This is a genomic window from Deltaproteobacteria bacterium (assembly GCA_016208165.1).
Lineage (GTDB): Bacteria > Desulfobacterota > Desulfarculia > JACQYL01 > JACQYL01 > JACQYL01.
Genome location: JACQYL010000119.1, coordinates 64,176 through 88,142, shown reverse-complemented (window position 1 = coordinate 88,142; position 23,967 = coordinate 64,176). Strand labels below are relative to the sequence as shown.

The 23,967-nt window shown below is 56.3% G+C and carries 18 protein-coding genes; 7 read left to right on the top strand and 11 right to left on the bottom strand.

Going from position 1 to position 23,967, the window contains the following annotated elements:
* Positions 1-149: 149 nt before the first annotated feature.
* Positions 150-2,015, bottom strand: coding sequence for a cytochrome C (locus HY788_21540; protein ID MBI4776728.1), 1,866 nt, complete (start codon positions 2,013-2,015; stop codon positions 150-152).
* 319 nt (positions 2,016-2,334) lie between these two features.
* Between HY788_21540 and HY788_21535 the strand changes: the two genes are divergently transcribed.
* From HY788_21535 to HY788_21525, 3 genes are all read left to right on the top strand, one after another.
* Positions 2,335-2,613 carry a hypothetical protein gene (locus tag HY788_21535; protein MBI4776727.1) on the top strand — a complete coding sequence of 93 codons (279 nt, stop codon included), beginning with the start codon at positions 2,335-2,337 and terminating at the stop codon, positions 2,611-2,613.
* A gap of 69 nt (positions 2,614-2,682) precedes the next feature.
* Positions 2,683-3,009, top strand: a complete 327-nt coding sequence (locus HY788_21530; protein ID MBI4776726.1) for a B12-binding domain-containing protein — start codon at positions 2,683-2,685, stop codon at positions 3,007-3,009.
* Between the two features lie 116 nt (positions 3,010-3,125).
* Complete coding sequence (locus HY788_21525) at positions 3,126-3,338, top strand: hypothetical protein (GenBank protein ID MBI4776725.1); 213 nt, start codon at positions 3,126-3,128, stop codon at positions 3,336-3,338.
* Between the two features lie 189 nt (positions 3,339-3,527).
* On the opposite strand, the gene HY788_21520 is transcribed toward HY788_21525, so the two are convergent.
* Positions 3,528-4,385 (bottom strand): hypothetical protein, encoded by an 858-nt coding sequence (locus HY788_21520; GenBank protein ID MBI4776724.1) that lies wholly within the window; start codon positions 4,383-4,385, stop codon positions 3,528-3,530.
* A 283-nt stretch (positions 4,386-4,668) separates the two neighbouring features.
* A complete protein-coding gene (locus HY788_21515) occupies positions 4,669-7,467 on the bottom strand; it encodes a hypothetical protein (protein MBI4776723.1) in 2,799 nt (932 codons plus the stop codon).
* Positions 7,468-7,905: 438 nt separating this feature from the next.
* Here HY788_21515 and HY788_21510 point away from each other — a divergent pair, with 438 nt between their 5' ends.
* Positions 7,906-8,250: a YnfA family protein gene (locus HY788_21510; GenBank protein MBI4776722.1), complete on the top strand. Its 345-nt coding sequence runs from the start codon at positions 7,906-7,908 to the stop codon at positions 8,248-8,250.
* Positions 8,251-8,363: 113 nt separating this feature from the next.
* Here the strand turns inward: HY788_21510 and HY788_21505 are convergent, their stop codons facing one another.
* Both HY788_21505 and HY788_21500 read right to left on the bottom strand, forming a co-directional pair.
* A complete protein-coding gene (locus HY788_21505; protein ID MBI4776721.1) occupies positions 8,364-9,116 on the bottom strand; it encodes a hypothetical protein in 753 nt (250 codons plus the stop codon).
* A gap of 12 nt (positions 9,117-9,128) precedes the next feature.
* Positions 9,129-9,731 carry a hypothetical protein gene (locus tag HY788_21500; GenBank protein ID MBI4776720.1) on the bottom strand — a complete coding sequence of 201 codons (603 nt, stop codon included), beginning with the start codon at positions 9,729-9,731 and terminating at the stop codon, positions 9,129-9,131.
* 279 nt (positions 9,732-10,010) lie between these two features.
* On the opposite strand from HY788_21500, the gene ispG reads away from it, so the two are divergent.
* The 3 genes from ispG (at position 10,011) to HY788_21485 (ending at position 15,230) form a co-directional block, all read left to right on the top strand.
* Complete coding sequence (gene ispG / locus HY788_21495) at positions 10,011-11,090, top strand: flavodoxin-dependent (E)-4-hydroxy-3-methylbut-2-enyl-diphosphate synthase (GenBank protein MBI4776719.1); 1,080 nt, start codon at positions 10,011-10,013, stop codon at positions 11,088-11,090.
* 256 nt (positions 11,091-11,346) lie between these two features.
* A complete protein-coding gene (locus HY788_21490; GenBank protein ID MBI4776718.1) occupies positions 11,347-13,077 on the top strand; it encodes a proline--tRNA ligase in 1,731 nt (576 codons plus the stop codon).
* Positions 13,074-15,230, top strand: a complete 2,157-nt coding sequence (locus HY788_21485; protein ID MBI4776717.1) for a bifunctional (p)ppGpp synthetase/guanosine-3',5'-bis(diphosphate) 3'-pyrophosphohydrolase — start codon at positions 13,074-13,076, stop codon at positions 15,228-15,230. The genes HY788_21490 and HY788_21485 overlap by 4 nt, the downstream gene beginning before the upstream one ends.
* A 388-nt stretch (positions 15,231-15,618) precedes the next feature.
* On the opposite strand, the gene HY788_21480 is transcribed toward HY788_21485, so the two are convergent.
* The 6 genes from HY788_21480 to HY788_21455 form a co-directional block, all read right to left on the bottom strand.
* The gene (locus tag HY788_21480) at positions 15,619-15,840 is read right to left on the bottom strand and encodes a 50S ribosomal protein L28 (protein MBI4776716.1); all 222 of its coding nucleotides are present in this window, start codon (positions 15,838-15,840) and stop codon (positions 15,619-15,621) included.
* 194 nt (positions 15,841-16,034) lie between these two features.
* A complete protein-coding gene (locus tag HY788_21475; protein MBI4776715.1) occupies positions 16,035-17,030 on the bottom strand; it encodes a 3-dehydroquinate synthase II in 996 nt (331 codons plus the stop codon).
* A 123-nt stretch (positions 17,031-17,153) separates the two neighbouring features.
* Positions 17,154-19,031, bottom strand: coding sequence for an FAD-dependent oxidoreductase (locus HY788_21470; GenBank protein MBI4776714.1), 1,878 nt, complete (start codon positions 19,029-19,031; stop codon positions 17,154-17,156).
* 38 nt (positions 19,032-19,069) lie between these two features.
* Positions 19,070-19,567: a 4Fe-4S dicluster domain-containing protein gene (locus HY788_21465; protein MBI4776713.1), complete on the bottom strand. Its 498-nt coding sequence runs from the start codon at positions 19,565-19,567 to the stop codon at positions 19,070-19,072.
* Position 19,568: 1 nt separating this feature from the next.
* Positions 19,569-21,659: a molybdopterin-dependent oxidoreductase gene (locus HY788_21460; protein MBI4776712.1), complete on the bottom strand. Its 2,091-nt coding sequence runs from the start codon at positions 21,657-21,659 to the stop codon at positions 19,569-19,571.
* Between the two features lie 434 nt (positions 21,660-22,093).
* Positions 22,094-23,641, bottom strand: coding sequence for a hypothetical protein (locus tag HY788_21455; GenBank protein MBI4776711.1), 1,548 nt, complete (start codon positions 23,639-23,641; stop codon positions 22,094-22,096).
* Positions 23,642-23,967: the final 326 nt, after the last annotated feature.

Sequence of the window (23,967 nt, the reverse complement as noted above, 5' to 3'; positions counted from 1 at the left end):
AGCAACCAAGGAGGCGCGCAGGGTGGAACCCGGCCGCCGTCACTTGCGGCGGGCTCCTTTCAAAAATTACGGGTGAGCAACCTTTTTGCCGCGATCAACAGGTTGCGGACGTCTCCCGTTGCCGGAAGACGCCCCCGTCCGTGATTCACTTATTCGTGTGTAATCTTATTTTCATGGCACAGACCGCATCCGATCTGCGTCCCCTTAAGGATGCCGACAGTCGCCCTGTCGTTGTCTTCGTCTTCTTCCTCGACTGAAAACGTCCTGTTCGCCGCGGCCTTCGAAAGGACCGTTCCGTTGCCGTCGGCGCCGTGACAGGTTCCGCAGGCTTGCTGGCCGGCTATCTCCTCATGGCGATAGACCCAGTTCGGGCTGTTCACGTTGTGCATACCATGAGGACCCTGGAGAGTGAGCGGTAGCTCGCTTCCGTGACAGGCCGTACATTCGATGATCATGCCGTCGTGTCCCTGAATTCGGGTCGCAGCAAGGTTGTCGTTGGCTTCCCGGCTCGGCCAAATCGCATGGGGGCTTCCATGGCAGGACTCGCACGCCACACCACTGTGCCCCAGACTATTGCGGAACAAGGTGTCGGTCTGCTCGGCAAACCGCTGATTGGTCGCAACAATGGGGGTGGCGACGTTGGGGCTGTCCGTGTAGGCCGTTCGCCGGATCATCTGACCATCGACATTGTTGAGCGCGTCTCCGGTGTGGCAGGACTGACACTTGGGCAGGTCGATCCAGGGTTGCCGGCCGGCCCTACCCACGGCAAACAGGTTTCCGTGACAGTCCAGACAAACGAGACCCGCCGTGTCCATGGCGCCGCGGGCGCATTGTGTCTTTTCACCCGGATGGCAATAGAAACAGACATTCCCGCTGGGGGGAACTTCCGTGATCCGGGAAGCATGCCAATTGTGGACGGCCCGGGACATGTATGGGTTCTGCAGCTGAGGTCCCTGCGGCCCTTGTTGGGCCAGATCCAGTGCAAGGGAATAGTGACAGGCCGAGCAAAGAACGGGCTGGTTGTTGAACAAGTTGGTCCCGTTCCTGAAATCGTGCAGAAGCAGGATGTTTTCCCTGGATTGGCGTGACGGATCGCTGTTCCGGCTCCACGCAATGCCTGAAAGCGCAGCGGCGACCTGCCCGGTGAGATGGCACGCGTCACAGGACACCTCGTCTGAGGCGGGAATAACCACGGGCAGAGAGGAAAGCACCGTCCCATCGGCCGGATTGGATGCTTGAACGTTCATCAAAGCATACGAGTTGAGTTGGGAATTGTCGTCAAACGCCGTGATGGGGATGCCCTCCGCGGAAAACCAGTTCTTGGGACCGTTCGCCCAGGCAAAGGGCTGGGCCGCATTGCCGGCTCCGGGCATTCTTGCGCCCAACACTCCTTCATCGGGCGGCGGGTTCAAGCCGAAAAGGGCAAATACGTAGTCCCAGAAGTTCGTTTTTCCTATGCTAGTGGTGTTGATGGATCCGGACGGATCGGCCAGGGACTTGTACATGACGTCGACGGAGTCGCCCACAATCCGGGGCGGATCTCCTTTTTGGACGACTTGGGCATGAAGCACGTTGAAGAGCGGAAGAACGGAGAATACCGAGAAGTCCGAGTCGTAGCAGTGCATTCCGAGGTCATTGAAAGCGAACACCTGGTAGGCGTCCGAACCCGACGCCGGCAGAGCGAAATATTCGATGTTGGAGTAGTTGCCCATTTCAACGCCGTCACTGGATTGGACCGCCAAATAAAAGGAAGCTCCCGGCCAGAGGTCGGCCCACACGCCGACTCCACCGCCCATGTCCGCGCTTGCGATGGACGCCGGGCCCGTATAGGGAGCCGGGGCGTATGAAAGAACGTACTTGCTCAAACCTTCCACCACGTTCCAGGAAACGTATACCTTCGTCCCGAACGTCTGCACGCACAAGGTCGGGACCGACGGCGTTGCCTGGGCCGCGACCGAGAGGCCGGAGATCAGGGCGCAGCAAAGCAGCACCATACAAAGATGCTTCGCATTCATGGGCTGTTCCTCCAAAACATATTTAGGGCAAACTCCCGCTCTCCCGCGGGAGAGGGGACTCGAAGGCGGCGCTTCGATCCATCGGGCGGGAGCAAGCTGCGTTGCGCTTGCTGCCTGCCGAAACGCCGTTACCGTCAAAACCTGAGTCCTCGCGTCGATGCGCTCCGCCAACTCTTTTTCAGCCCAATGGTCGCACAAGGATCACATGAGCTGAATCGGGTGATTCCTGTATATTGGCTTTCCTGAGCCGTAAGGGACATCGGCGTTCTCTATCGAAGGGGAAAAAAATTTCCGGGCCGTCGAGGCCAAACTCGAGGAGTTGCGAAAAATCACTCGAACGAAACAACACCTGGGTCAAATCGACACGGCGGCCCAGGCCGCACGGGGATATAACGAAGCCATGACAGCCTTTTTTGCCGACTGGCAGAAACTCCAGGACCTTGGCAAGAAAAGGGACAGGCTCGGTCAATCGCTGATCGAGGACGGCAAGATCCCGGCCGAAGGAGGTATGGAGCATACGGGGGACGTTTCAGTCCGGGCCTTGCATTCATCGAACAAGTCCTCCACCATGAATATTGGAGGAGTTGCACGTCATTAGCCTCAAGATCATTGGAAATTTGACGATAATTGAAGAAGCAAAAGTGAATGGATTTCAAGGAAGGGAATCATGGCTAACCGTATCGATGATTTTATGGCTGCGCTCCTAATCCTGGACAAACTCTCGGCGAAACACATACTGGATTCCGAAAGGAACCGGGCTACCCCGATCAATTTCGTTGAGCAGGTTGTTATTGCTGCACTTGAGCGCATCGGTACAAGATGGCAGGAGGGAACCGTGGCTTTATCGCAAGTCTATATGGCCGGACGAATCTGCGAAGACCTGGTGGACGAGATTCTTCCTCCCGCGGATCCCGCCAGGAAGAATCAACCGAAGATGGCCATCTGTGTCCTGTCGGATCACCACAAGCTTGTTGAGTTCGTAAAAACCTCTTAGCAAAGCTATCTAGTTGAAAATATGAGTAAAAGTGGTATTTAGGGGTTGATTTTTTTTTGGGCCTTGTATAATAAGTATCTGATTTAATTAACAATATGTCCTACGGGGGGGTTGTTTTGTTCCGGCTCAAGAGAACGCAAAAGACCATTTTCGACCACGATAGCTGCCTTCCCGCCACCAGGATCGAGGGATTGGAGAAAACATGGGCCGGTCCGTTCCGGCGCTTGGTGCTTCCCATGATCGACGAGGAGTCTTTCCGGCCTTGTTATTGCGAGGATAACGACAGGCCGAACAAACCGGTGGCCATTGTGAGGAGACGGATGGTTTGAGAAAAGTTGAAAAGCCTTGAAAAAGGTTGAAATGGGCTCAGGGCAAGGAATTCGGGGGAGATGGCCTGGAATGCGATTTGAGAAAAATTCACAGTGGATTATGTGTTTTTTGGCGGATGGATTGAGAAAAACACAAACGAGGGAACCGCAGCTTTTTGAATCCAAAGCAGGTGCCTCTGATTTTGCCAATTAAATCTCATACCAAACGGCTGGCGCCCTGCAATCCTTGTTCTCAACGTTTGAGTCTGCCTCTCCAGAACCGCCGGGCTCGTCGTCCAACGCCACCCAATCGTCGCTTATTAAGGCATCTACCGTCCAAAACGCCGGCACCCCAAGACTAGACATAAAGACCCCCCCCTTCCTAAACTTTATCTTGAGAAGCATTGCAGTTGTTTGCGCGATAAGTAGAACTAGAAATTCCATTAGCGCCATCCTATCGTTGCTCATAGTGCATGGGCTATTACCATCGTGTACATACCTATGTCGTTCATGAAATAACTCTTTGAAGTCGTTTCTCCAGCCGTTCGGGAATTCAATATGAGCCTTATTTTCGGGACTTTTTTTTAGAACACACCATGTCCCTTCGTAAAAATCGAGGGCATCAAAGTAGTTTCCACCAGGGGATAAAGGATTCATGGCGTATTTTATTTGGTCTAAATTTTGAAGATTCAGATACAAGACAAGCCATTCTGGAGCGTTGATTTCAAATTCCTGAGAGCTGTTAACTTCCTCTGGGATGGGCTTAGGTTTTTTCTTGGCATGAAGCAGCGCATCTTTTAATAGTTCAGGCTCATCGTTGCACGTTTGCACCAAAAGATCACGATAAAAGGTCTCTAAAATAGAGACAAGCGAGACCACATAGGATCTCTTGAGCTGGTCGATTAAGGTCTGATCCTTTCCAACTATGGGAAGACACTTGTGTATTAAGGCTGCACATTTACCAAAGTTAACAAGGAAATTCGCGATCGCCTCGCAATTCTTACCGCGCGATTCTCTGAGTTCCTTAAGCCTATCAATCAGTTGGTTGTGTCCCCATTTAGTTGACATTTGAAAGAATCCTGATTATGATTATTTAAGAGTGAATTTACCTTTCATGCGGAGGCAATCGATGACCGAATTTGAGAAATGTTTCTGTCCGAACCGGGAATGCAAGGACTATGTGTAAAGGGGTCAAGTCTCGTTTTGACTCTTATTAAGCCAACATCACCCGTTGAACTGCAGACAAGCGTCGCTATCCTCACCATTGCCCCCTACATCTTGCGCCTGCTAATCCTGCCCAAGAAGCAACACATCCTGCTATGATGGGACGGACCCGGGCGACCGCGTCGCGTCAGTTACTCGTGGCTTCAACGGGAATGTTGAACTGGAATGTCCACGTAGACGTATAGTCGTATTCATCCGGGCCGTAAGGCCACCAGTCCCTGGTTCCGTGGGTGGGACCCAGCCTCAGCGAGATTCCGCATTCGAAATGCGTTTCATCAAAGAGACAATTCCCGCTCCATGAATAGTTGTCGTTCGTATCGTATCCGGTATTGAACTGGATCGCGCCGTCCGGCATGGCGACACCCAGGTACTCCGGATTCGGACCGTAGGTCATGGAGGAGGAGTTGGCGTCGCAGAGAACGCCGTCAGGCCCGAATTCCCAGGAAAGACTGTGGCGCACGCTCAGCACGAGCAGCTTGCCGGGCTCGATGGTGGTCGAGAACGAAGCGCTTCCCCCGGTCGAGGAGCAATTCCCCCAGTGCTCTCCATCGGCGCTGACGTCCACGGAGATGGAAGCGGCTCCCGATCCTTTGTACGACCTGGCCGAGCAGGTGGGATCCTCGACAGGTTGTCCCTCCTTATAGACGAAAGTGTCCGTGCGATCGAACTTCTCCAAACCTTCGTAGCCTTGGGCCCACTTAATGCAATTGATGGCTCCCCACTTTTGAGAGGCCAGGGTGTCACACCCGGAAATATAAGAATTTGTGGAGGTGTTGTGCCGGCAAAACCCGGCCCGCCAGCTCCCGCATCCGTAGGTTCTGTTGCAGGTGTCGAAGCAATCGTCATGTTCCCGGCAGCCGGGGTGGGATCCGCACTCGTACGTGACCCACTTCTGGCTCATTCCGCTGTATTCATCCGTTGTTTCATCCTTGAGGCACTCGATTTCCGTCTTGATCGGCTTGCATGCCTTATTATTGCCCGTAGCGCAGTCTGCGCCGCAGGCGCCCCGGCACTTGGCGGCGCAGGGGCCGTACTGCGATTCCGTGAAACCCGTCTCCTCGAAACTCGAGGCCGCTTCGCCCGCGGCGCCGACGTCGTCGAAGGGGAAGAAGCCGAACACCACGGGTATGGGAGCGTCATAAGCCAGGAGGAGCACCCCGCCCTGGTTGGAACTTCCATCACCCGAAGCCGCCGTCTCGTCTCCCGGCTGGAAATATCCGCAGGGCGTCAAGGCCGCTACACGGACGGATTCCCCCGCCCTGTCCGCCGTCAGATACTTGAGCACCATCTGCCATGGCATGAGCAGAGCCGCAAGGGAGGCGGAGTCGATCTCCCTTTCGTTGCATCCGAGCTCCAGGGGAACCTGGGCCACCGCGTCTGCCAGGGGACTCGAAGCCAGATCCGACAATGCGGTCTGCTCCGGACCTGCGAGGGCGCCGAACCCATCCATGGAAACTCCGTTCCACCGGATCGTTCCCGCATCCGGAGCGGTAAGCTCGACCAGAAGTTCCTTGGCGTCGCCTTCGATTTGATACTTGGCGGTGGCTTTTCCTTCTCCTTGCGGCGTCGAGGTGAAGATCACCTTTGTGCCGCCGGAGAGACCGGTCAGGGCGCCGGAGACCGTTCCGTCCGGCCCGGGTGGGTCAAGGATCACTGTTCCCGGCGAGGGCTTCGAGAGCGTGCAGAAGGCGCTGACGACGCCTCCCGACCCGCCGTGGGGAGCTTCGACGCAGCGAGCGACGGTCTCCCCCGAGCCGCCGGATTCAAAGGTCATGCAAAGCCGTTCCCCGGTCCCGGCCAATGCGGACGCGTCCATGCCGTCGGAGGCGTCCGAGTCCAGGAAAACATAGATTGTCGACAGGTCTGCAGTGACAATGACGATCCCGGAGCCGGCGTCATAGGTCTGCACGTAGTAGTTCATGGTGGCGGACTGACACGACGGGCTTTTCCATATTCCGTGATGGGAAGGGGCCCCGGGGATTCCGAAGGCCTTTGTAACGGAATAGGACTTCGATGGAGCATTCGCAGGGGACAATGTGATCGAGGCCTGGGAATCCGAAGCGAAGTCCATGACGAGTCGATGGCCTTTTCCCGCCAGGTCGAGGACGTCCACCCCGTCGGAAACGTCCGGTTCTAAAAAAACATAGAACGTCTTCGCATCCGGAGTTCCGATAATGATCGCCGATCCCGGCGTGTACGTCTGGACATAGAAGTTCATCGTGGCCGCGGCGTCTTTCCAGATGCCGTCGTAGTCGCCGATCCCGTCCGCTCCGAGGGGAGCGGCGCACACATTGTCGAAACGAAGCCGTGTTCCGTTGCCTTGGGCGATCAGCCAGAGCGTATCGAGCAACGTGCTCGCGAGGCTGAAATCTCCCGTGAAGCGGATGGAGGTATCTTGCCGGTTCAGCCTCAGAATGACTCCTTCGCCGGTGAACGAGAGGCCGATGGAGTCGACGACCGATGGAGGCGTTGTGGAGGCGGAATCGTGCCATTCCCCTTCCACGACGTCCCAGGCCGAAAGCAGGGCCTGGTTCAGATTCGGAAATACGAAAGCGGCCACTCCGTCCACGGTGCGGCCGTCCACGGTAAGGTAGAAATCTCCCGAAGTGTACAGATAGATGGCGTATGCCGCGATCGAGTCGGTCATGGAAACGGACTGGATATCCACGTCGATGAAGAACGGTTCGGGCGACGAGAAAGCGGTTTCGGCTATGGCCATCTTACCGGCCGTGACGTCGGAGACCTCGAGTAATCCCGCCGCGTCGTTCCAGGTTCCGTCGGAGTAGGACCAGGTGTGGGCGGAAAGCCCCGAGAAATCCTCCGCAAAGTAGCTGCAGGTGACGGAAGCCCGTGAAGCGGTATCGTGCACCGCAATCAATAGAAGGGCCGATAACACGGCCCACATGCCCCATTGCCCTCGGCGCATAACCTCTCCCAAAGAAAGAACCCTAATCTTGACGGGGGAAAACGTTCTTGACAGCCTCCACCGCTCCCGTTAGCTTGAATGGTGCGCCCCGTGCCTGAAAAGCGTTGTTCAAGACATCGGTTTCGATTCCCGGGCGAGTCGGAAACGAGGAGTGAATCCTGTCGCCACCTTCCCAGGGCCGATGTGCGTCTTTTCCTGCAGCATGCCGCTAAGGAGACGGATTTTCGCTGTTCTTCGAATAGGTTACAACTTTCCTACACGGTCGTCAAAGCATTCCTGAAGCCTGCTCTTCACTCGTCGTGATTCACCCGGCGATATGGGTCTCGGGAAGAAGCGACGACTGGCAAGGCGCGAAGCCTCCCGGTCGCCCTCTATAGTTCGGGTCCTATGGCCCCGGCAGGGAGGTGAGTGGTACTTGGGAGAATCGGGAGGTGAATCATGACGGCAAGTTCCATCTTCAAATCCATGGTGCTCTTTGTTGCCGCCGGCCTCTGCGAGATCGGCGGAGGCTATCTGGTTTGGCTCTGGCTGAGAAACGGCAAAGACGCTGCAATCGGAATCCTGGGAGGCCTGATTCTCTTTCTGTACGGCGTCATTCCCACCTTACAGCCCGCGAACTTTGGAAGAGTCTACGCCGCGTATGGAGGCGTATTCGTTGTGCTGTCCATACTCTGGGGTTGGAAAATCGACAAGATGGTCCCTGACAGGTACGATATCGTTGGAGGTGTTATCTGTATGATCGGGGTTTTGGTCATCATGTACTGGCCCAGACACACGCCGTAGGAACGGGATCGCGGTTCATGGGGGGATTTGTGATAGGGGCGGGTTTCCATCGACAAGCTCAGGATCTGCGACAAACCCGCCCCTTGCGTCCGTGTTAGGTAATTAGGTGGGGATCACTTGAAGCAGCAGAATATCTTTCCTTCCAGAACCTCCACCTTGTCGTTGAGGAAACGGGCATTGAGCTTTGCGTTTCGCAGGATGTTGTAGGCCATCTCCGCGCGGAGGCCGGTACGGCAGTGCGCAATGATCTCCTTATCCTTCGGTAATTCCCCGACACGGCCCTGAAGCTGGTCCACAGGGATATTGACGGCGCCGGGAAGCATGCCGCCCGCGATCTCGGCCTGGGTTCGAACATCGAGGATCAGCTTGGTCGGGGGTTGGTTGTTCACGATATTCATGAACTCGTCGCCGGTGATTTCTCCGGGATGCGGGCGGGGCAGATAGAAAATGGTCGTGCGCACCATGTCTTTTTGGATGGGGCCGTTGGAGGCGAGCCACCCTTTGTATCCCCCATCCAGGATGAACAAGCGTTGGTATCCCCAGGTGGTGATTTCTTTGACCACCGGTGCAAGCTTGTCCATGTCCGTATCGTCGGAATAGAAGATGATGTATGCTTTTCGATCCAGAGGAAACTGATCCTTCTCTTTTACGATCTGGTCCAATTTCATGGCCACGGCGCCTTGAATGTGACCTTTCTTGGCCTCTTCGGCCCCTCGGGCATCGATAATGACAATATAACCCATGCGATCGCTGACGAACTGCGCGGTGGTGAGGACCGGATTGCCGCTACTGATCCATTCGGGCGTGCCGGCATGAAAGACCTTTACATTGGTGTATCCATTCTTTTCCGCCAACCTGGCGGCCATGGGAGACAACACTCACCTGAATCCTCCGCAGTAGAAGACCACAAGGCTATTCTTGTCTTTGGGCAATTTGTCCATCAGGGTGGGCATGTTGCCGAAAGGCATGCTGATGGCGGTGGGGATGTGTCCTTCCTGATAGTTGATGGGCGGTCGCGAATCCACCAGGGTGTAGGCGCCGGGTTTTTTCAGCAGATTTTCGACATCCGCCACGGACAGCTGCTTGTCCTCGGGAACCTTGATCACGGGTTTGGCCTTGATGTTGGTGGCCACCAGGTCCGCGCCTTGCTGCTTGTAGCTCACCAACACGGGGATGGGCTTCTGCAAGTTCTTTATTGCCTCGACGTTTTCGACCTGGGTTTCCGGTGTAAACTTGACGATCTGAATTTTGTCTCCGACGTTCACCTGAAACGACATGGCCTTATCCGAGATGCTGTCGAAGTCACCGGCCACCGCATTGTCCAATTTATTGAACTCCGTATGGCACTTTAGACACTTTGGGTCAAAAAGTTGACCTTTCTCCGCCCGGGAATCGGGCGCGAAAAGCATTGCGGTCGCTACGAGCAGAACCGCGGACACGAGCAGGGCTTTCCGGCGAAAGCCCACAATGGTGCTTGGCATAGTCACCTCCTGGGATTTTGGTGCGGAAGATCTTCCGCCCCTATTAAGAAGAATATGTTTAAACATGATGACTATAAGAATCACTTGTCGTCTGGTCAAGCAGGACCGAGGTCGAAAACGTGATGGGATTTGCGGGAACAAACCTAGATTCCATCGCCGCCTCTGAGATCACACACAGTCTCAGGCGGTAAAGAGGTCCGGGCACGGCGCCATTTTCCGCGCATCTCCGTCCATGGCGCAGCGTTGACAAACAGGGGACGCTGGGGGATACTATCTCGCATGCGCATTCAGAGAAAGCGGACTCGGGGAATTCACGTAGGTGATGTGGCCATCGGCGGGGACGCCCCCGTAGCCGTCCAGTCCATGACGAACACCGATACCCGCGATGTGCCGAGCACGGTGGCTCAAGCCCGCGAACTCGTCGCGGCGGGATGCGAACTGGTCCGGGTGGCGGTGCCGGACAGGCAGGCCGCGGAAGCCATCTCCTCGATCAGAGAACAGGTGCCGGCGCCCATCATAGCGGACATCCATTTCGATGTCCGCCTGGCGTTGCTGGCCGCAGATCACGGCGCGCACGGCATCCGCATCAACCCGGGAAATCTGGGTGGTCGCGGTCAACTGAAGAAGATCGTCGATCGCGCCTCCGAGGGAGAGTTGGCGCTCCGGATCGGGGTCAACGCCGGATCGCTCGAGAAGGACCTGCTGGCGCAGCGCGACCGTCCCTGGGCCGAGCGAATGGTAGAGAGCGCTTTGCGCTATGCGGAGGACCTGGAAGACCGGGGATTTGTCAACTATAAGATTTCGATCAAGTCCTCCGACGTGCCGACCACATTGGATGCGTATCGGCTGCTGTCGGAAAAGACCGACGCCCCTCTCCATGTAGGCGTAACCGAAGCGGGAACGTTAATGGACGGGACGGTGAAATCCGCCCTGGGCATAGGAATGTTGCTGTCCGAAGGCATAGGGGATACGTTTCGCGTCTCCCTTACGGCTCCGCCCGTCATGGAAATCCGGGCCGCGTACGCCATACTCCGCGCCCTGAAGATTCGCGAGAGGGGTGTGGAGCTGATATCTTGTCCGACCTGCGGGAGGTGCGAGGTCGATCTGATCTCCATCGTGGATCAGGTGGAAAAACAGTTGGCGCATGTCGTCACCCCCATGAAAATCGCTGTTATGGGCTGTGTGGTAAATGGCCCCGGCGAAGCGCGAGAAGCGGACATCGGCATTGCGGGCGGCAGAGGGAAAGGAATTCTGTTCAGGAGAGGCGAGCCGGTCAAAAAAGTGAAAGAGAGCGAGTTGGTCAAGACTCTGATTTCCGAGGTGGAAGCCCTCGAAAAGGAGCGCTCTCGAACCGCTTGAGCCTTGTGCCGCCTGTTTCTTCTTCGCGCAACTTAACCGGTCATCCCACGGATGCCTCGGAAGATAGACGGTTTTTCACGAGTCCGGCGAATCCAGGGAAAAGACTTTCACGCAACGGAGCTTCAATGCCTCCCGGTCCTCACGATTCGTTTAGAACGCCGATCGCCGTATCCATTGCGCCCGAATGGATCGAGTTGCGGCGTCCATTCTGTTTTGCCGGTATCTGACCCACTTATTCCCAACAAAGGAAATCCGTATGCGGCTATCCCAATTGTACGTGCCTACTTTAAGAGAAGTGCCCTCCGACGCCGAGGTCGTAAGCCATCAACTCATGTTACGGGCGGGAATGATTCGCCGTGTGGCGGCTGGAATCTACACCTATTTGCCTCTAGGGGTCCGGGTCATTAAAAAGATCGAACAGATCATTCGGGAAGAGATGAATCGCGCCGGTGCTCAAGAAGTGCTCCTTCCGGCCGTTCAGCCTGCCGAGCTCTGGATTGAAACCGGGCGGTGGGAGGAATACGGCAGAGAGTTGCTTCGTTTCCGCGACCGCAATGAACGCGACTTCTGCTTTGGTCCGACGCATGAAGAGGTCATTACCGACCTGGTGAGAAACGAGGTTCGGTCGTACCGCCAGTTACCTCTGAATCTCTATCAAATTCAGACCAAGTTCCGTGATGAAATCCGTCCTCGCTTCGGACTTATGCGAGGCCGCGAATTCATTATGAAGGACGCGTACAGCTTTGACGCGGATCAGGACGGCGCCAATGCCAGCTATGAATCCATGCGAACGGCCTACGACCGTATTTTCCACAGGTGCGGGCTGGAGTTCAGAGCCGTTGACGCGGACACCGGCGCCATCGGAGGCCGGTATTCTCATGAGTACATGGTATTGGCTGAAACCGGCGAGGACGTCGTGGTGAGTTGCTCCCATTGCGACTATGCGGCCAACCTCGAGAAGGCGGAGCTCAGGGCTCCGGATGATGCGGCGCCTCAACTTGACGAGAGCCTCTTTCACGCCCCGGAAAAAGTGCGGACACCCAACATGCGCACAGTGGAAGAGGTCACGGAATTCCTGCACATCCAGGAGCGGCGACTGATCAAGACATTGATTTTTTCCGCGGACGACAAGCCGGTCGCCGTTCTGGTGAGAGGTGACCACGAAGCCAATGAAATCAAGATCCGGAACGCGCTCGGCGCCTCGCACATCGAAATGGCGGACGCGCGACTGGTGGAGGAGGTGAGCGGCGCACCGGCCGGATTTGCGGGCCCCATAGGACTGGATGTGCCCATTTTCGCGGATTGGGCGATCGGAGAGATGATCGACGCCGTTGTGGGCGCCAATGAGATGGACAGCCATATTCGAAACGCCAATCGCGGCAGGGACTATCACGTGACCGCTTTTGCGGATTTGAGAGCCGCACAGAGGGGGGATCTCTGCCCCCGCTGCGACGGAACACTCCAATTTCATCGGGGTATCGAAGTCGGGCATGTGTTCAAGTTGGGGACCAAGTACTCCGAGAGAATGGGAGCTTCTTTCCTGGACGCGGAAGGAAACGAGCGGTTCATGGTCATGGGATGCTACGGAATCGGCGTGGGCCGCACGGCTGCGGCGGCCATCGAGCAGAACCATGACGAGAACGGCATTGTCTGGCCGTTGCCCATAGCTCCTTTCCAGGTCTATGTTCTTCCCATTCACCCGAAAGATGCTCAGGTGACGCAGGCTTCCGAGGCTTTGTATCGGGAGCTTCAAGCCAGAGGGATCGAAACGATCCTGGACGACCGCGACGAGCGACCGGGCGTCAAGTTCAAGGACGCGGATCTTATGGGTATACCTTACCGGGTTACAGTAGGCCCCAAGAACCTGAAGGCCGGGTTCCTCGAGGTTCGGTTCAGGAAGGATGGAAACACGGAGCTGGTTCCCGTAAACGATGCGGTAAACATGATTTCGGACCGATTGACCGAGGGCCTGAAACACTCGCTATGATTCGTCTGAACGACATACTGGACCGGGTGGTGGCGTATCATCCCGATGTGGATCTGACCATGATCGAGCGGGCCTACGTGTTTTCCGCCAAGGTTCACGAGGGCCAGACCCGCATGAGCGGTGAGCCCTATCTTTCCCATCCGCTGGAAGTGGCCGGCATTCTTGCCGACATGAAATTGGACAATGTGTGCATCATAGCGGGCATTCTCCATGACGTCGTGGAAGATACGAGCGCCACGCTCGAGGAGATCGAAGAGATGTTCGGGTCCGACGTAGCCAATATCGTAGACGGGGTGAGCAAAATCACTCAGCTACGTTTCGGAACCCGGGAGGAGCACAAAGGGGAAACCATACGTAAGATGATCGTGGCCATGGCCTCGGATATTCGAGTGCTCCTGGTCAAAATCGCGGACCGGCTCCACAACATGCAGACTCTGGGCTACCTGAGGGAGGACAAACAAAAACGGATCGCTCAGGAAACGCTGGATATTTATGCGCCGCTTGCCGGGCGTCTGGGATTGGGGAACAAGAAAAGACAACTGGAAGACCTGTCGTTCTATTACCTCGAACCCGAGAAGTACAGAGCCATCCGACAGGGCATAGCCGAGCAGGAAGCCGAACGCAAAAAGATCATCGAGGAGCTGAAGGAAGTCATCCTGTCAAAACTGAAGGAACACCACATCGAGGCGGAGGTGCAGGGGCGGGTAAAGCATATCTACAGCATCTATCTGAAGATGGTGGCGCAGAACATCAACATCAATCAAGTGTTCGATCTCATCGCATTCAGGATCGTTGTGAATACCATGCCCGAGTGCTACGAGACGTTGGGCATGATTCATTCCATGTGGAAACCCATTCCCGGCCGCTTCAAAGACTACATCGCCGTTCCCAAAGCCAACCGGTATCAATCGTTACACACGAGCGTCATGGGGCCGTATGTTCAGAAAATGGAAATCCAGATTCGAACGAATGAAATGCACCTCATTGCAGAAGAAGGGATTGCGGCGCACTGGAAATACAAAGAAGGGGGCAAAGTAGAGGAAGCGGAAGGTGAACGGTACGCGTGGTTACGTTCCCTGCTCGACTGGCAAAGGGACATGGAGCATCCCGGTGAGTTTCTTGAAAGCCTGCGAGTCGACCTGTATCCGGACGAAGTCTATGTATTCACACCCAAAGGCGAGGTTTTGGAGCTGCCCGGCGGCGCCACCCCTATCGACTTTGCGTACAAGATTCACACCGATATCGGAAATCGGTGCGTGGGCGCCAGAGTCAACGGAAAGATGGTTCCCCTGAAGACGCATCTTCGCAACGGAGACATCGTCGAAATCATGACCAATCCCAAGGCTACGCCCAGTAAGGACTGGACGAAAATTGTTAGGACTCCCAAGGCCTTGGCCAAAATTCGACAGTGGGTCCGGCAGGAAGAGCGCGTCCGGAGCGTGAGCATCGGCAAAGACCTGCTCGATAAGCAGCTCCGAAGAAGACACCTCTCCCTGCCCAAGCTCGCCAAAGAGGGTAAACTTCAGAGCGCCGCCGAAGAACTCTCTCTGAAAACCGTGGAGGATTTGTATGCCGCGGTGGGGTACGGCAAGATATCTCCCCGGCAGGTGATCACCAAAGTCGCACCAAGGACTTCCGAAGAAGAAGACAAGGAAGATCAAGAGGCTGGCCTGGTTGAAAGGACTATTCGAAAGATCGCTCGTCGAAGCAGCGAGGGGATCAGCGTGCGCGGGGTTCAGGATGTCCTCGTGCATAGCGGCAAGTGCTGCAACCCACTTCCCGGGGATCCCATTACCGGCTATGTGACGCGCGGACGAGGAGTTACGGTCCATAAGTCGGATTGCACACAGGTGCTTGGAGCCGATCCGGAGCGCCGGGTGGACGTATTCTGGGATCGTGAGGACGACACCTCCGTTTTTCCCGTGCGTCTGCAGGTGGTGTCGGAAGATAAGCGCGGTCTATTGGGCACGATCAGCAACGTGTTCGCCAAGAGCGATGCGAATATCACGCGGGCCAATGTTTCAACCACCGTGGACAAGAAGGCCGTATGCGACTTTACCGTGGAGGTCCGGGATAAGAAGCACTTGGATCGGTTGATCGTGGCCTTGAAGAAACTGAAGGAAGTCCTGCAGGTGAACCGGGTCCATGCCTAGCCCGGATCCAACACGAGATCTTTCGCCACGTACCCGATCAGCCGGAGGAGGGCATCGCCCGCATGCGTTATGCCGAGGGGGGGTAGTACCGGAAGGGTGATTGTGGCTCGCAGATGGGCGGCGTCTGTGCATGCGCGCCCCTCACACCTGCCCCCGACGGGGGAGTTGGGATGGATTCCCGAGATCCGCTTGCCACGATGATTCTTTTCCCACTCCCTCCGGGCCGGGGTGAGGGTGGTTCTATCTAAACCCGGTCCCCGTATAATCCGGAGCACCTTCCGCTACATCCAACGCGTGGCCGGATCGCGATCCCGCCTTTCGGGAAGGCCCGTTTGCTGAATTCGGGAATGGGAATAGCTGCGCGAGTTAAGACGATGGCCCCGGGCGTCTATTTCGTGTCCGGCTGGGCCGTAATCCGCTTGGTGGGTTTAACGACGGCGCCGGATCGAAGGCAGCGGGTGCACACGGTGAGGCGTTTGGAACTGCCGTCAACCAGCGCGCGCACTTTTTGCAGATTGGGTTCCCATCGGGTTTTGGTTTTGTTGTGGGCGTGGCTCACATTGAATCCCACCATGGGCTTTTTACCGCATATATCGCATGATCTGCTCACTTTTGATCTCCTCGTGACGAACCACTATGTTGAGGCGTGACAAACGCCGGTATGAACGTTCACTGCTCAATTTTTCGCAAAAAAATAATATGGCTGATTCCGTTCCTGATTTCAAGTTTTTTTTGCGTGACCCGATTGAGTTTGTACATATAGAGAAGCCGTCTAGGGGGCCAAGCCGCGGGGAAGGAACCGTCCTATTTCTCGAGGACCGTTTCCCGAATGTTGTGTCCGAAGTGTCGCCCGGGCTTTTCGATGTGCCCCCACACCTCGATGCCCGATCTCAGCTCGACCACGGAAACCGCATCCCCGGCGGGTGTCACGAGTCTCACGGTTTCGGCGTTCTGGCAGATCATGGTTGCCGGTCCTCCGGGTCCAATCGCCTCGATCAGCAGCAGGGGCCTCCGTTCGATCTTTATGCGTCCCACGACGAGCGGCGAGGCCCGGCCCGATCCGTCCACCCGCAGGACCTCGTCGCCGGACTCGAGTTCGGAAAGATATCGGGTCCGACCCTGGGTCGCCAGAATGTACGCGTGAACCGGTCCCGCGTTCACGCGAAACGGTCTGGAAGATACGTAGGGATTGTCCAGGCTTTCCGCCTGGATCAGAAAAAAAGCCCGGCTGCTGTTGCCCACGAGGCATCCCTCGCCGACGCCCATCAGGCTGCATGTGTCGACACAGACCCGGTCTCCCATGCCCAAAGGCCGGATGCTACGGATTTCGAGGGGCGTCAGCTCGATACGGCCGTGCTCCGCCTTCAATTCGAGGATCATCTCCCGGACCCGGGTCGGCTCCGGATTCGTGATGACAAAACCGTGGACACCCTTTTCCAGGATGCCGGAGGCGGTTCGAACCTCGTCCATGTCCGCCACTTCCAAGAAGACTCGAGCGTTCCGGGCAATGAGGTTCTCGATCGGCACGATCTTCCAGTCCGCGGTTTCCACCACGACCTTTTTGTGGTTTCGGGCAAGCCGGACGATCTGTTCTTCGTCCTCCGCGGAGGAAATCCTGATCCTGAAAGCGTCTTCTCCCCAGCGGATATCGCCGGTGCTCGACACGGTCTTGATCAGGCCCAATCCCTTGACGGAAGCCACCTTGTCCGGAGAGACGACGACGGCGTCGGCCCCCGCCTCCAACGCGGCGGTCACCAGTTCCGCTTTCCAGGGATCGGCGTTAACCCAGATTTCTTTCATGACGGGGCTTCCATCGTCCGGCGGCGTCCAATCTCAGGGTGCTTGTCGAGCCCTTTCGGATAAGCAATCCCCACGCCCGCCCGAAACTTCCGAGTGGGGTTCATCAGGCGGCGTATCGCCTCCTTAGTGAGATGCGTTTTGAAAGAACCGGGAGTACGACGCCATGGACGCCGCCTTGGCTTTTCTCGCGCATTCCGGACACTGAGACCGTTCCACTTGCACGGCCTGATCTACGTCGGCGACCCGCTTTACATAATCGAGGAGTTTCAAAGGCGCAAAGTACTTGCCACAGCCTTCGCATTTGGCCAACCTGAAGCGGGCCAGCACGGTTCCACACCAGACCAGCCGCCGTTCCCCACCCTCGTCGATCATTTCGAGGCACCCTCGGGGACACGCGTTCGCGCAACCCCCGCCTCCCACGCATTCCTGTCCGGGGCGAAGCAGATTCGTCAGCACCCAGCGATCGTCACAGCCGCCCACGCACTGGATCGCTGAAATTCCCATCTGGTTACGGCAGACTTCGGCGCAGTCGCCGCATCCCGCGCAAAGATCGCACCGGAGACATCGTTTGGCTTCTTGACGGGCGGACGCTTCGTCGAACTCCAATTCCACCCGATCAAACGTGGATTTGCGCCTGCTAAGAGGCGCGCGTGGGGGTTCGTAGGGGCGGATCATGATCTTCTCGGCGGCTTCCATCTGAACAGGTTCGACCCTCATTCGCGGTAAGATCGGAATAACTCGGTCCGGGGCAGGCTTGCCTCTAAGGAAGGCGTCGATACCCGCCGCCGCCCGCTTCGCTGCTCCAATGGCCTCGACCACCGTGGCCGGGCCGGTTACCACATCGCCGCCTGCGAAGACGTCCGGCGTGGATGTTTGCATGCTGAATGGATTGACCACCAAGGTTTGCCAGCGGCTTACCTCCAACCGGTATTCTTCTCCTATCCAGGAGATATCAGGGGATTGACCAATGGAAGCGATAACGGCGTCGGCTTCGATGAAATGCTCGCTGTTCTGAACGGGAACAGGTCTGCGCCGGCCCGTGGCGTCCGGTTCTCCCAGTTCCGCTTTCATACACTCGACCCCGGTCACCCTTCCTTTTTCTCCCACAATGCGGGTGGGAATGGTCAGATAGTGGAACTGGATTCCTTCCTCCTCCGCTTCCTTGATTTCTTCGTTCAGGGCCGGCATCTCGTTCCGGCTTCGGCGGTAGAGTATGTGCACCTCTTTGGTGCCCAGCCGCAGGGAAATGCGGGAAGCGTCCATGGCTGCATTGCCCCCGCCGATCACTGCGACTTTCTCTCCCACCTTGCCTCGTTCTCCAAGGAAATGATGGTGAAGGAACGTCAGGGCGTCCAAAACCTGAGGGAAGTCGGTTTCTCCCGGAATGCGCATCCTGTTCACTCGATGGGCGCCTATCCCCGCAAAAAAAGCCCGAAAACCTTCCTGCCGCAGTTTAGTGATGTTAAAGTCCCCTCCGATGGGGGAGTTGGTCCGAATGGTGACGCCCATTTTTTCCAGGCGTTCGACTTCTTTCTTAACCACGTAACGTGGAAGCCTGTATTCGGGAATACCCACCGACATCATGCCGCCCGCCACGGGTAAGGCTTCGAAGACCGTTACCTGGTACCCCTTTCTAGTCAGGAAATAGGCGGCCGAAAGGCCGGACGGGCCCCCGCCTATGACGGCGACTTTTTCAAGGATCTGGTCTGGAGCCCGGTATACATGCTCGTCCAGCATGTCGTTTACATAAGAAGCGGAAAAGGCTTTGAGAGCCTTGATAGCGATGGGTTTGTCGACGGCCCTCCTGGCGCAGGCCCCTTCACAGGGACGGGGGCAAACCAGCCCGCACACCCAGGGGAAAGGATTGTCTTTTCGTATGAGATCCACCGCTTCCCTGTATCTTCCGTGGGCGATCAGGGCCACATAACTGGGCACATCGATTCCCGATGGACATGCGCTCTGGCACGGAGCGGGCGCCGGTTCCTGAACGGTTTTGATCATTTTGATGTCCTCGAAAACTCGTACACAACGTATGGTATTTAGGGGGTAGCCAATAATTCATACCGCCTCACCTGTTCCTCCGGCATGAGTTCTCTCCTGCCGAACTGGAGGCAACCGGTAATACACTTGGTAACGCAAGCCGGTTGAAGCCCCTGGTCGATACGATCCTTGCAAAGATCGCATTTGACCGCGACGCAATCTTCCTGAATGAATTGGGGCACTCCCCAGGGACACGCGTAGAGACACAGTTTGCAGCCTATGCATTTCTCGGCTTCCACGTAAACGATTCCGTCTTTGGGACGCTTTTGCATGGCCTTCGAGGGACAGGCGGAGACGCACCAGGGTTTTTCGCAGTGAAAACAGGCGAGAAAGCTGAAGGCCATTCGGGGGACCTTATCCACGAGCTTGGGACCAAACTGGTAAATCCGGCACAAACGGGGACCATCGGGAAGTTTCTTGTTGGCCTTACAGTGAATTTCACACGAATAGCAGCCGATGCATCGATCCACATCCTGAAAGATGATGTAATCACTCATACTAGACTTCCTCCGCCTTCCTAACGGTCACGAGGCACTCGAGGTACGCGATTCCCCCGCCCGCCGGATCGAAACGTTCCAGACAGCCTTTGGCCATTCGTTGATCGGCGAACCCCACGCCGAAGGCTCGCTTCAACACAGGAACGGTTCTGCCGAACCCATGAACCGTGAACACCGCTTCCGGATGGATGAAAGGAGTGATATGGGCCTTGACCTCGGCCGTGACACCGTTGGCGGATATTTCCACCTTGTCCCCTTCGGCGATCCCGAGATCCGCCGCCACGCGGTCGTTGATCCAGAGATTGTTCTCCGGGAAAACTTCGTGGAGCAGCGGATTGTCCTGAGTGTGGCCGTGGGCGTGGATCGCATGCCGTCCGAATACAAGGCGAAACGTACCGGCGGGTAACGGCTCTCTCTCGCGATAGATATCGAGGGAGGGGAATCCCGCCTTCTCCAGAGAAGGGGAAACAAGTTCGATTTTTCCGGAACCCGTTTTCAGTTTAAGTCCGTTTTCCCTGTCGAACAGCTTGGCTTTATCCGCCGGATCCACGAAACCCTTTTCTTCAAAATCCGCGATGCTGAACCCGGTTCCCTTCAGCTGAAAATCCCACAGTTCCTGAACGGATTCGTAAGGAAAGTATTTGTCCAGACCCATGCGTTTGGCGAGCTCCTTGAAAATCCACCATTCAGGCTTGCTGTCGTACAGGGGTTCGATGGCCTGACGGCGTACAATGAATCGAGGGGTCTTGCCTTTTTGGGACGCGATGGGACTGTCTTTCTCGAGGTAACCGGAAAGCGGCAAAATCACGTCGCCGTACCACGTGGTTTCCCCGAACTTGGCGTCCAAGGCCACGATCAGGTCCAACCGGTCCAGAGCCGCTCTCTGGGCCTCACGGTCCGGAAATCCCGTGAGAGGGTCGTGACGGTAACACACGTACGCCTTGATGGGATAAGGCTGCCCGGTGAGTATGGCGGGATAGAAAAGCTGAAACAGTCCGGGTCCCGCGTCAAAATGGGGATACTTCCATCCGACCCCGTCGGCCCGTTTTTCGGTAGGTTTCGGAACACCATCCCCCAGGTTGTTCAGGTCCTTCTTCCCATAGTCTTTGGGGCCCTTGGCTATAATCTGGCCGCCGGGTACTTCCACGCTGCCCATCAGAACGTTGAGTATATGGGTCGAGCGGCTGGCGTAAAAGGAATCCCGATATCGGGCCAACATCCATCCGGGGTGAAATACCACCTTGGGTCGATCCGAGGCGATTTCGCGAACGAACTCGTGGATTTCAGCGGCAGGAACGCCGGTTTGCTCCTCGGCCCACTCGGGAGTGTACGGCTGAACGATATTCGCCAGATCATCGAATCCGGTCGTCCACTTCCGGATGAATTCCGCATCGTAAACGCCTTCTTTGATGACGGCGTGGATGATTCCCAGGTTCAAAGCATAATCGGAGCCGGGGCGAACCATCCAGAATCGCGAGGCTTTGCTGCCGGTGACGGTCTGCCTCACGTCAATGTAGGTCATCCTCATCCCTCTGGAAAGGGCTTCCATCAGGTCCTTCGCTTCCTTGACCTTCAGGGATTCCAGCATATTCCGCCCGTAGAGCACCAAATGGTTGCACTCTTTGAGATCGTAAATGAAATCCTTACGCCCCAAACCGTACAGAGACAGGCTTGCGTGGTGGACGTTTCTTCCGCATGCCGCGTCATGGTTGGTAAAATTCGGGGACCCAAGGGCTTTCAAAAACGTTTTGGGCAAGTCGAGAAACGGGCCTCCCCTGCAACTCAAAAAGGTGCTGCCCGGTCCATATCGGTCCAGGATGCGGCCCAATTTATCGGCCACATAGTCCAACGCCGTGTCCCAGGTAACACGCTTCCACTGGCCGCCGCCCCTGAGCCCTTGGCGGAGCATGGGGCCTTGCGGACGGTATTCCTGGTAATGAAAAGCGAGACCCGCGGAGCCTTTGCCGCACAACGATCGCCCGAGTATGTGAGGGTTGCCTTCGATCCATGTGGCAACGCCGTTTTCCACTTCAACGCGAATAGGACAGCGGACGGTGCACATGCCGCAAATGCTGAACACACTTTTCTTCATGAAATAGGTCCTCTTTCCAATCGCTTGCAGATATTTGACGAGGAGGCGGTTTCACTTCCGTCTTTTAAACGGATTTGAACCCACAGGCTCGTCGGCTACTGCCACGGCCTTCTTGTGGGATCGGAACTTGCCTTTCTGGTGAACAGACGTTCAGGACCGCTGCGTGAAAGAGATCATGAAGCGGTAAAGGTAAGACCCCTCCAGAGGGAACATGGCGGCAAGAGATGGTGTCCAATTTGTCTGCACAGAATTACGTGCAGATATTTCCTATGCAAAAAAAAGATAACTCCCTTGCATCCCCGAGTCAAGCTGTAATGCTCGTCCGAATCCTCGCCAACAGCATGAAAAACGGGCATGGAAAGGAGGGATAGGATGGGTTTGCGGGAGTGGAACCCTTTCTGAGTTCCTCCCCCGTAAGATGACTGCAATCGGACCTATTCCGTTCCTGCGAATTTCGAGAGGGTATGGGTCTCGGAAGCGGAACCGCCTACGGTATGTACAACGGATGTGCACGTGCCGGGACTGCTGAAGGTCATATCCACCGAGTACTGACCGCTATTCAAGTCCGGATCGGAAATCCATTTTTCGCCTGCGGCGGAATCAATCCCATACACGCGGTAGCTGCTCATATCCTCTGTATAGATTACCAGGGCGCCGCAGTTGTCGTAGCGCTGGACAAACCAGGAACCGGCTCCTTTCCAGATGCCGTCCGCCTCCTTGAACGAATCCTGGAGCACGGCCGAAGAAAACAGGTTCAAGGCGCGGGTTTCCGTCTGTTGCGATACGTTGTCCCTTATCGCTACACTCGCCAGGCCTTGTGTTTGAAACGTGATTTCAATCGAGTACCGACCGGTTCCCATGTCGGGATTGGAGGTCCATTTGAGTCCTGAGGCGGAATCGATTCCATAGACTGTAAAGGCCTTCAGATCGGCGCTGTAGATCACCAGGGCTCCGCCGTCGGAATACTTTTGCACGAACCAGGATCCACCCTCCTCTTTCCACAACCCGTTGGTTTGAAGTGTTTTCGGAGGCTCTCGGAACAAGGAGAACGTACCTTCATCGTACAGGTTGTGGCCGTCCGTCCAGGCCTTATAGACGCCGGTGACGGTGTCGTCGTCGCGGGTGGCCTGAGTATAATCCGATGTTGCATTTATTCCCGCGCATATGTACTCCATGGACACGGCCATGGTATCCCCGTCTACGATGCCTGTGACGGGCACTTGGACGTCGCCGCAATCCGTATCGGTGACAAAGGAGTCTCCGGAGACGTGGATCCCCGACTGGCATAGCAGGAAGTCCACCTGCCCGCCGTCACCCGGGTACATGGAACTGACCCACGTGCCGTTCCAGATTCCTGAAAAATCGTCGGACGGAGTGGGCTCTTCCGGGGTTTCGTTCAGCTCTTCGAGGAAAGCCTCGAGGGTGATGGCCAGCTGAATGGAAAACGTTCGGCCGGAGAACGTGTCCGAAGCGGACATCTCCGCGTTTACGTACATCCGCCCGTCGTCGTAATCGCCGCTGATGACCAGGGCGGAAATGGGGACCGCATAGGAGGCAACGCCCAGGTCCAGTGTGGCCGTGAGACTCGTGGGGTAGATGAAAACCGAATTGGAACTCCATCTAAAAACGCCTGATACGCCCCCATCCAGAGTGAGGGTCACGCTGAACGAAGGCAGTCCGGTCACGGATGCGGTCGTCTGACCTCCAAGCTGTTTGATGGCGCCCGAAAAAGAACCGGTTGCCGTTTCGAGTTGGGTCACCTTCAATATGCCGGTGATGGGCACGGGCATGGGGCTGAAAGACACGGGCAAGGTGCTCTGTAATCCTCCCTCCACAGTCATCTGCACATTAAACGAACTGGAGCCGGCGCCGAAATCAAATTGGGCCGGTGCGGCGAAAGGCTTTGCGGCCCATGAAAACGAAGCCAGGAATAGAACCAATACTACGGATATTCCTGCCTTGTAGCAGTTACCCTTCATCATCGTCGCTCCTTGTCTGGTGGAAGTGTTCCGTTGTTTGGCGGCATGACCCCGCCGGCGCCGTGTTTCCCGGCTTCTGCTCGACAAAAACTATCGTTTTTTATCGGCGAATCCGATGAACACTTGAGCGTTTTTGTGGAGTTCGGATGGAAGAGAGGTCCGTTTATGTCGTAACGGAAAAGGCCGGAAATAGGGGGCCGTCCGGCCGGTGAACTACTTTTATACACCGGAAGGCCGTGTGCGAAAGAATTGTAGTCTCAGCGTGAAGAGCGCGCCGGCTCTTATTGGGTAGCCGCGGGATTTCCCAAGGCAAGTGGCGGCAGTCCGGC